9 protein-coding genes are annotated in these 8,942 nt (G+C 62.1%); 6 read left to right on the top strand and 3 right to left on the bottom strand.

Annotation, left to right across the window (positions count from 1 at the left end; all coding sequences use genetic code 11):
* The coding region (locus tag GV044_RS22190; protein ID WP_236554976.1) for a hypothetical protein at positions 1-223 on the top strand (223 nt) is incomplete at its 5' end.
* A gap of 173 nt (positions 224-396) precedes the next feature.
* Here the strand turns inward: GV044_RS22190 and GV044_RS13680 are convergent.
* Both GV044_RS13680 and GV044_RS13675 read right to left on the bottom strand, forming a co-directional pair.
* A complete protein-coding gene (locus GV044_RS13680) occupies positions 397-924 on the bottom strand; it encodes a hemerythrin domain-containing protein (RefSeq protein ID WP_159871733.1) in 528 nt (175 codons plus the stop codon).
* Between the two features lie 92 nt (positions 925-1,016).
* Positions 1,017-2,486 (bottom strand): PAS domain-containing protein, encoded by a 1,470-nt coding sequence (locus GV044_RS13675; RefSeq protein WP_159871730.1) that lies wholly within the window; start codon positions 2,484-2,486, stop codon positions 1,017-1,019.
* 168 nt (positions 2,487-2,654) lie between these two features.
* Between GV044_RS13675 and GV044_RS13670 the strand changes: the two genes are divergently transcribed.
* The 5 genes from GV044_RS13670 (at position 2,655) to GV044_RS13650 (ending at position 6,410) form a co-directional block, all read left to right on the top strand.
* A complete protein-coding gene (locus GV044_RS13670) occupies positions 2,655-3,041 on the top strand; it encodes a YsnF/AvaK domain-containing protein (RefSeq protein ID WP_159871727.1) in 387 nt (128 codons plus the stop codon).
* A complete protein-coding gene (locus tag GV044_RS13665; RefSeq protein WP_159871724.1) occupies positions 3,041-3,682 on the top strand; it encodes an OmpA family protein in 642 nt (213 codons plus the stop codon). The genes GV044_RS13670 and GV044_RS13665 overlap by 1 nt, the downstream gene beginning before the upstream one ends.
* 39 nt (positions 3,683-3,721) lie before the next feature.
* Complete coding sequence (locus tag GV044_RS13660) at positions 3,722-4,615, top strand: YsnF/AvaK domain-containing protein (protein ID WP_159871721.1); 894 nt, start codon at positions 3,722-3,724, stop codon at positions 4,613-4,615.
* Positions 4,616-4,686: 71 nt separating this feature from the next.
* On the top strand, positions 4,687-6,054 hold the full coding sequence (locus tag GV044_RS13655; RefSeq protein ID WP_159871718.1) for a mechanosensitive ion channel: 1,368 nt from the start codon (positions 4,687-4,689) through the stop codon (positions 6,052-6,054).
* A complete protein-coding gene (locus GV044_RS13650) occupies positions 6,051-6,410 on the top strand; it encodes a hypothetical protein (RefSeq protein WP_159871715.1) in 360 nt (119 codons plus the stop codon). The genes GV044_RS13655 and GV044_RS13650 overlap by 4 nt, the downstream gene beginning before the upstream one ends.
* A 500-nt stretch (positions 6,411-6,910) precedes the next feature.
* Here GV044_RS13650 and GV044_RS13645 read toward each other — a convergent pair whose 3' ends face one another.
* Entirely contained in the window at positions 6,911-7,864 is a 954-nt protein-coding gene (locus GV044_RS13645; protein ID WP_236554975.1) for a DMT family transporter, read from the bottom strand.
* Positions 7,865-8,942 lie beyond the last annotated feature (1,078 nt).

The following is an 8,942-nucleotide window of genomic DNA, read 5'->3' as shown; positions in this document are numbered from 1 at the left end:
TTCTCCGCTGATGCTGGGCCCGGTCACCAATCGAGAGCCCGTTCTTCATCATACCGGGGAACAACCACCTGCATCAGCACCGATCGTGCTGTGTGGCAGCGCGCCCCGCGATTACACCATGTTCATCTTAGCCGAAGACAAGTCCGATAAGGCAAAGCTGCCACATAATTCTCAAGTCGTGGAGCGCAGGCGCAAACATGCGCCGCTGAATTCCCATGGTTGACGGACATACTGGCAAGCGGGAAGCGCCTGTTCGCTTTACCAGAACCTCTGGAGGAAGGAGCGTAGGATGGGATGTTCTTCCACTTACATTTGACTCATTAGACGCCGTGGGCACCGAGGCGCGAGCTGGGCCGGCGCATGGAGGCAATGATCGTCGCCGTACGCCAGCTGCGATTACTTCTGCGCCTCTGCCATCAGCTCGGCCTTTCGCTCCGCCAGCTGGACACCGAGCGCTTTCAGATCGAGATCGCTGTCCCGACTCTCGGGGAACATCTCGGCTTCCTCCTCCTCGACGTGGTGGTTCACGTACTCGCCCAGCACGGTGACCTTTGCGTCAAACAGTCGATCGCCCGCCTTCATCGACTGAATCTCGGCGATAAGCTGCTTGGCACTGGCATGCTCGACCTCGGCCTCATCAAGCAGATCGTCGTCGTCGATCGCCTCTCGCGCGGCGGGATAATAGATCTCCTCCTCTATCTGCGTGTGTATAGTCAGAGCCAGGCAGATGCGGTCGGCAAGTTCCTGCTTTGCGGTATCGTCTTCCAGCTTGTCGTAGTCCTTGAACCACTTCTGCACTTCGCGGTGATCGTCCTTAAGCAGCTTGATCGCATCGGCGGGCTTTGCGGCCGCGCGTTGCGTCTTGCGCGCCGTTTTCGAGCCGCTCTTGCTCTTGGCCTTCGTAGCAGTCTTAGCTTCGGTCATGGATCTGTCCTCGCGTTAGACGGTTTTCTGCAATTCTCCGTTAGCTAACGATCTGGGGGCCAACTCGTGCCTGGCCGATCTGCTTGCCTTATCTAGGTGAGCTTCCTTTCGCGAGCCCAGGCGATGGCGGCGGCGCGGCGGTTGACACCAATCTTCCCGTAGATGCCGGCGACATGATTGCGCACCGTGTTTCCGGAAAGTGCGAGGCGTTTCGCAATGACCTTGTCGTCGAAGCCTTCGCAGATGAGGCCGAGCACCTCGCGCTCGCGAGGGGTGAGATCGAGCACCTCTGGCTTCGGTTCGGCGGCGTGCGGCTCTCTCAGGGCCGTCAGCTTATCCATGATCGAGCGGCTGAACCAACTCGCATCCTTCATCACCGCCTCGATTGCGTCTGCCAATTCGAGCTCGCTGGCACGCCGCGCGCTGATGTCCTGAAACAGCCACAAGATACAGTCCTCACCGTGCAGAGAGACACGTTCGGCCGAGAGCAGGCAGTCGACTGGCTGGTTGCGCGCGTTAAGCAGGCGCACGTCGCGATTTCGGACGCCACCTGCGTGCTCGATCTCCTTCTCAGCAGCGTTCCGTTCAGCGACATTAGCCCAGAGTTCTGGGTCACCACCGGACCGCCCGATGAAGTTAGTCGCCGAGTAGCCGGTGAGCCGCCAGAACGCGTCATTGGCCTCCATCGTGCGGTTGTCCTTCCAGGAGGTCAGCGCCATGGCGACAGGCGCCATGCGGAACAAGGCGGCGAAGTGGGCCTCGCTGTTGCGCAGCGAGCGCTCGGCTTTTCGGCGCGGCTCCAAATCCGCGAACGTGAAGAGCATGCACTTGTCATCGCCAATCTCAATCGGCTGCCCGGCGACGATCACCAGCTTAGTATGACGCCCGGCCAGCGGCAGCTCTGCCTCCATTTGCGGGATCGTCTTCCCTTCGGCGAGCCGGTCCTTGGCAAGCTGAAGCCGTTCAGCGCCATTCAAGATGTCGAACTCATACAAGCTACGCCCAACCACTGCAGTGCGTCCGAGCCCTGTCATCTCCAGGAACCCTCGGTTCGCGCGGGAGAAGCGCTGGTCGGCCAGTCGCATGATCAGAGCCGGCGCCGGGTTGGCCTGGAACATGGTCTCGAACCGCTCCTCGGCCTCATATTGCTCCGAAACGTCCTGGATCACCAAGGCGAGGCACTCCGGCTCATCGTCATCGCCGGTCATCAGAACGTCACGCACTTCATGCGTCCAACGGGGTTCCGGAGCACCGCTTGCCGTCACCTCCACGATCATGTCGGGAACACTTTCACCGGCCAGCACCCGCATTACGGGGTATTCTCTGCTTGCCAGCCTCTTGCCATTGCGCAGGCTTAGCGCGAACCGCATGGCGTACTCGTCCGCAGTAGCGCCAAGCTCGCTGATGGCCTTCACACCGTGCATCGCCAGAGCCGCGTCATTGGCCCACAGGATCGTGCCGGCAAGGTCGACGAGGATCACGCCAGCACTCAAGCCGCCGATGACCTGTTCCAGATGCCGCAGAGTGTTGCCGGCGAGGCGATGCGGATAGGGATCTACCATGACCTCATAGCGCAGCGATCGTGGCGATGTTCCTTAACCAGTCGGCGTACCGCCGCCACGGGTCACCGACAGAGTAGTCTTTTTGTACCATGGCTGTTGGCTGCGCATATCCGAACGGGAACGGCATCCCCGCTGGAGATGTTTAGTGGTCTTATAGCAGGGCCAGCCATGTCTGACGAATTGCACATACCAATTGTGGAAGAGGAAGCGCGCGTACTCAAGCACTCGATCGCGACCGAACGTGTAGATGTGCGCACCTCTAAACACGAGCGGCACGTCGTTGTTCGAGACGAGGTTCGCCGTGAGCACGTCGAGGTAACTCGTTTTCTTAAAAACATCGAGGTGTCGCGAGCACCAGAGGTCCGGATCGAAGGTGACGTCACGATCGTTCCGGTGCTCGAGGAGCGGCTCGTGGTGGAAAAGCGGCTGTTCCTTGTCGAGGAACTGCACCTGCGCCGCACCGTGCAAACCGAGCAAGTAGAACTGCCAGCGACGCTTCGCCGCACCGACGTCGACATCGAACGGCATGATCTGGATCCAAAGGAGAGCGATTGATGGCTAACCCCAATGACCGGCGTGACGGCGCGCCGAGCCACGTCCACATCGAGAAGAAGAAGGGTTTCAACTGGCTCCCTTGGCTGCTTCTCGCGCTGGGGCTGCTCGCGCTCTTGCTGGCTCTGAGCCGCTGCGACCGGGACGACAAAGCCGTTGTCACACCGGTGGATATCGCCACAGAAAGCCCCGCCGGCGCCGCAACAGATGTGGTGGCAACAACTCCGAACGCGTCAGGCTCGGCCGCTTTGGCCGGCACCTCTGGCCTTGGCACCTATCTTGCCGGTACTGAACCGACGCCGCGCACATTCACCTTCGAGAAGCTGAACTTTGACAGCGCCAAGAGCGATATCCGCCCTGCTGACGCTGCTGAAATCGACCAGATCGCAGGCACCCTCGTCCAGTATCCGAACGCCCGCATCCGCATCGCCGGCTATGCCGACGCCCGTGGTACTGAGCCGGCCAACATTGCGCTCGGCAAGGCCCGCGCCGACAGCGTGAAGGCCGCGCTGGTCGCCAAGGGCGTTGACGAGGGGCGCATCGAAACCGTTTCCGGCGGCGAGAACGATGCGGTCGACACGAATGCGACCGCCGCCGGCCGCTTCGAGAACCGCCGCACCGAGCTGGTCGTGACCGCTCGCTAATCCACTTCCTATCCCCCCCAGAGAAGCAGGAGAATACCCATGTCCAGCACCATCACCGCGATGTTCGATAGCCGATCAGACGCCGAAGCGGCGAAGGCTCGGCTCCAAGCCGCAAACGTCGATGCCGATCACGTGCATGTTCACGATAAGTCGAGTGCCGGTCACCGCGAGCAGGGCTATTCGACCCACGAAGACCGCGGCATTTGGGACTCGATCAAGAACGCCTTCCTGCCCGACGAAGATCGCCACACGTACGAGGAAGGCCTGCGCCGCGGAGGCGTGCTGCTGACCGCCGACGTGGACGACGATTGCGTGGATGAAGCCGTCCGCGTGCTTGAGGAAGCGGGCTCGATCGACATTGACGATCGCGCCAGCCAGTGGCGCTCGTCCGGGTGGGATTACTCCGCCAACACTGCCGGTGTCGGCACCGCGAGCACGCTGGGTGCACTGGGCGGCGCTTCGGGCACCACGGGCCTGAACGACCGCGCAGTTGGCGCCGAGCGTGAGGAAGTCATCCCTGTAGTCGAAGAACAGCTCGTCGTCGGCAAGCGCGACGTCAATCGCGGAGGTGTGCGCGTCCGCTCGTATGTGACGGAAACGCCGGTCCACGAGCAGGTTCGCCTCCGCAACGAACGCATCAATGTCGAGCGTCGCCCGGTCGATCAGCCGCTGTCGGCAGCTGACACCGATGCGTTCCGTGAGCGCTCGATCGACATGACTGCTACCGGCGAAGAGGCAGTCGTCGGCAAGACCGCGCGGGTTGTCGAGGAAGTGGTCGTTTCCAAGACCGCCGAGGAGCATGTCGAGGACGTGTCCGACACGGTGCGCCGCAGCGACGTCGAAGTCGATCGCGACACCGACGATGTGGAAACCCGCACCGGCTCGACCTTTGAAAAGACCGATACTTTCGGGAAGAACAAAACCGGCATCTAACCGGCAGAGCCCTGCGCGCGCGTTAGCGCGCGCAGGGCGCATCTATTTGAGCGTGCACAGGAGCAGGGGCGATGAACGGGAACTACGTGACAGCGGATGGCGTGCTCGCCGGGACGCGCAACTTTGGCGACACCGCCATGCTCTATGTGCAGGAATGGGGCCCGCGTATCTTGGCGGCCGCCGTCATCCTGCTCGTCGGCTACCTCGTCGCGAAGGCCGTTAAGTGGGGCGTTGCAGCGCTCGTAAACCGCACCCCGCTCGCCCGGCACGCCCATCGCCATGCCGGTGTCCCCGAGGCGGCCGGACGTCACCCCAAGAGCGTTGGTGCGCAGGTCGGCGATGCGGCGTTCTGGATCGTTATTTTGATTGCACTCGTCCTGGCGGCGCAACCGCTCGGCCTTGCTGCTGCTACTAGTCCCATCGGCCGAATGTTAAACACTTTCGGGGCGGCGATCCCGAATATTATCGGCGCCGTGCTGATCTTCTTTGTCGGCTACATCGTCGCGAGCGTGGCAAGGAAGGCCATTGAGGCTGTCCTGACCGCCGCCCGCACCGAAAAGCTAGCCGAACATGCGGGCATGGCCAAATCGGACCCGACCACGCTGCCCCGCATGATTGGCGGCATCGTCTTTGCACTCATCATCATTCCCGTCGCGATCGCCGCGTTAGACCAGCTCAACATTCGTGCGATCTCCGACCCGGCGACTGCGATGCTGCGCATCATATTGGACAGCATTCCGCATGTCGTGGCCGCTGCGATCATCCTGGCGCTGGCTTACGTCATCGGCCGCTTCGCCTCGCAGCTCCTCACGCAGTTCCTGAGCAGCACCGGCTTTGACCGCACGATTTCCGCCTTGGGCGTATTTCCAGCAGCCAAACAGGCATCAGCAGAGCCGACGTTGGCCCCGGCGAGCACAGCACTGGTGCCATCGAAGCTGCTAGGCAGCGCCGTCTTCGTCGCGATCATGATCTTCGGGCTGATGGAAGCGTTCCGCCAGCTGAACTTCGCCTATGGATCACGCATGATGGCAGAGATCCTGACGTTGCTGGGATCGGTCGTTTTCGGCGCCGTGATCATCGCCGCGGCTGTTGCTATTGCCAAGCTCGTCGCGACCGTGATTAAGGCCAGCGGCGGCTCGGGCGCAGACCTGACGGCGAAGATCGTGCAGATCGCGATCATCATTCTGGGCACGGCCATCGGCCTGCGCTTCATGGGCTTGGCCGACGACATCATCAATCTGGCGTTCGGCCTCATCCTCGGTGCCATCGCAGTCGCATTTGCCCTGGCCTTCGGCCTTGGCGGGCGTGACGCCGCAGCCAATCTGGTGCGCCGGATCTCCGGCGCAGGCGCCACCACATCATCGGGCATCCCGCCGCAATCGAGCACCATTATCCGGCCCGGCATGTCCAGCCAAACCACTGAGGAGTCCCAAGTATGAACCGGCTCTTGCGTCTGGCCGCACTTGCGTGCGCTATTTCGCTGATCGGATGTGATGGCCCGCATGAGCAAGCCGGGGAAAAGGCCGACGCCGCAGCCGGGATCGAGGACAAAGTCGTGACTTCCGGACCGAGCGAAAGGGTGGGCGAGATCCAGGATCGGGCCGAACGGGATCAAGCCAAAGCGCGTGAAGCGCAGGCAGACGCGGCCGAGGACCAGGCAGATGAGGTGCGCACCACGGCTGACGAGCGTGCGGATGCCCTGGAGAAGCAAGCGGATACCATCCGGCGCTCCGCTAAGCAAGCTGGTGAGTCACTCGACAGCCAGGCCGATGCAATCCGCAAGAAGCCTTCGTGACACGCGGCACCACGTGCGCTGGATCGCTTTAAGCTACTGCTATGACGGACGAGTGAGTTTCGGCGCTGCGTAGCGACCTCTGGGCTGAACGGCGACTCCTACACACCCTTGGTGACAAGGCCCGACGCGTTCGACAGGACGGAGCGCGAGGTGCCATCCGCGCCGAGCTCGATGGCGGTGCTCTGATGACTCGGATCGAGCGAACAAGCGAACGGATCACGCTCTTCTCGTCCGCGGTCACTGCCGCTTTCTCTTCAGTCATGTGCGACCATCGCTTTCTCGGCTCAACTTGATCATTTCGGCCCGAGTTGACAGGGGCGCATGAGTAGCGATGCAGTCGAGCGCGTTCTTAGCCGGACAAGCTGTGGCGGCGAACTGGGCCGCACTCGGGGTAGTGTCAGGAGGTCGCGCGGGATTGTGCGGCTCGCCTGTAGGTCGTACGAGACACCCGCATTCGATCATCCGGCGGTGCCTGAGCGCTTTCCATATGCTGCCATTCATTATCGACCAGAGCCGCTACGCTCTGGTTGCTCTCCATCAATGTCGCGATCTCGTGAACTTCTAATTCCCGACACCCAGCTCAACACGATACCACCAAGGATCATCGCCATGCCGAGGGCGTGATAAGGGTGCAGTTGCTCTTCAAGCAGTTGCGCTGCCAGTAGTGAGCCGAACAGCGGCATGAGGCTGATCATCTGGCCTGCCGGGCCGGACCCAAGCCGTGCCACCGCTCCATTGTACAGCAGATAGGCGCACAGTGAGGGGAAGATCGCCACGTAGCCAAACGCAGCCACCACCTTCGGCGTCCACACGATCCGCACCGTGGCGAGTTCGCGCACCGAGAACGGCGCCATGGCAGCGGCCCCGACACAAAACGTGGCAAACAGGAATGTCACGGGTCGGATGTCCGGCCGTAAGCGCAGGCAGGCCGTGTAGATCGCCCAAGCAACGCAACCGCACAGGACCAAGCCGTCTCCCGGTCCCAAGCCGAGGCGAAGGACGGTGCCGATGTCACCACGAAAGACGATCACGGTGACGCCAAACGTGGATAGCAGCACGCCTAGAACCTGGCCCGGGCGGGCCTTGTCCCGGAACACAGACACTCCGATGAGCAGTACCATGCCGGGGATCAGTGCCTGCAGCAGCAATCCATTCGAAGCCGACGTGTAGCGCAGACCCGAGTACAAAAAGCCGTTAAATGCCGCGACGCCGACCAATCCTAGAAACAGTATCGGCCGCCAGCCACGACGCACGAGAGGCCAATCGGCAGCGACGCTCCGCATTGCGAACGGGGTCAAAACCAGAAGCGCCAACGTCCATCGCCCGAATGCGAGCGTGAACGGCGGAATGTCGCCGCGAACAGCCCGTCCCACGATCGAGTTACCTGCCCAGAACAGCATCGTGAGTGCCAGGGCGGCATAGGCGCTCAGGGCTGGAGATCGGTAGTTTGCCATTATGTCCTGTAGGCTGATCCGGCGGATTGCTCGGCCATTCGCCCGCATAGCGGGTTTGATCGCTCGTGCATCCCTTGTCCTTGCGGCTTTCCTGGCCCCGCCGAGTGCCACGGGCCTGGGCGACGTCCGATTCGGCGTCGCCGCACTCGGCCAGGGTCAGCGAAGCCTCGCGCGAGCAAACGCGATCCCTATGGCGCCGCCAGTGTTGACCACCCGCTCGCTTCTTTCCGAGGCCGGTCTGTGTTGGTGTGCCGCATGTCCGATGCATTCGCTTGCTGCGACTTGAAGGGGGAACGGCGCAAAGACCAAGCGGTTATTATCGAATGCCAGGTTCTTGCGAACGATCCGGCCCACGTGGCTGCACGCGCGACGGGTTGAGCCAAACCCTTCATCGGATTAGCTCAACGGCTTCGATCGCTGTACGAGCGCAACTCGAGGCTGGTGCCCCACCTGCCGCGGCCTTCCCGGTGAGCTTCTGCGAAGCGGCTCTCGCCCGGCCTGAGCTGACCGCCTGAGCAATTGCTCCACCCCGAACACTGATAGACCCGAAGCTCATCTACATGGAGCCCGTCGTCACCTCGTACGAACGAGGCCGCCAGGTACTCACGCGTTTCCCGGACGCCAAACGCGTGGAAGTGCCGAGCCACTGGAAAAATACCTGAACTATCCGACCCGGCGCTCGCGGATAACTGGCTTCGGGTCAAATGCGAGATCCTGGTGTTGGGCGTGAAGAAGGGGGTTAGCCATGCGCCCGAACGGCCGCTCGGCAGACTTCATCGCCCCCTCGTCTTCCAACGGGTGCGCCATGGCTTGCGCTTACTGCTACGTCGGGCGGCGGAAGGGCTATGCCAATCCGATCAGCGTCTGCGTCAACATCGACGGGTGCTGTCATGTGTGGATGGCCCCTGCGCTGCAAGGGGGTAAATTGAGATGATGGTCGGATCTGTCGGGGTGCGGTCATCTGTCCGGCCTGTTGGCGCGGCGTATGATGGCCGCTGGCCCTGATGTTGTCCGCTGGCCGGGTCCCATTCAGTCTATCGAGCTCGAAGCTCCGACAGCACCTCGGGTTGTCCCTGCC

The organism is Novosphingobium sp. 9U (assembly GCF_902506425.1).
In the GTDB taxonomy this organism is placed as follows: Bacteria; Pseudomonadota; Alphaproteobacteria; order Sphingomonadales; family Sphingomonadaceae; genus Novosphingobium.
The sequence above is the reverse complement of the archived record's forward strand: the minus strand, read 5'-3'. Positions and strand labels throughout refer to the sequence as shown.

Bases quoted from the DNA above. Each gene is read 5' to 3' on its own strand.
- GV044_RS13680 (WP_159871733.1), bottom strand. From the start codon at position 924: ATGACCGAAGCTAAGACTGCTACGAAGGCCAAGAGCAAGAGCGGCTCG.
- GV044_RS13675 (WP_159871730.1), bottom strand. From the start codon at position 2,486: ATGGTAGATCCCTATCCGCATCGCCTCGCCGGCAACACTCTGCGGCAT.
- GV044_RS13670 (WP_159871727.1), top strand. From the start codon at position 2,655: ATGTCTGACGAATTGCACATACCAATTGTGGAAGAGGAAGCGCGCGTA.
- GV044_RS13665 (WP_159871724.1), top strand. From the start codon at position 3,041: ATGGCTAACCCCAATGACCGGCGTGACGGCGCGCCGAGCCACGTCCAC.
- GV044_RS13660 (WP_159871721.1), top strand. From the start codon at position 3,722: ATGTCCAGCACCATCACCGCGATGTTCGATAGCCGATCAGACGCCGAA.
- GV044_RS13655 (WP_159871718.1), top strand. From the start codon at position 4,687: ATGAACGGGAACTACGTGACAGCGGATGGCGTGCTCGCCGGGACGCGC.
- GV044_RS13650 (WP_159871715.1), top strand. From the start codon at position 6,051: ATGAACCGGCTCTTGCGTCTGGCCGCACTTGCGTGCGCTATTTCGCTG.
- GV044_RS13645 (WP_236554975.1), bottom strand. From the start codon at position 7,864: ATGGCAAACTACCGATCTCCAGCCCTGAGCGCCTATGCCGCCCTGGCA.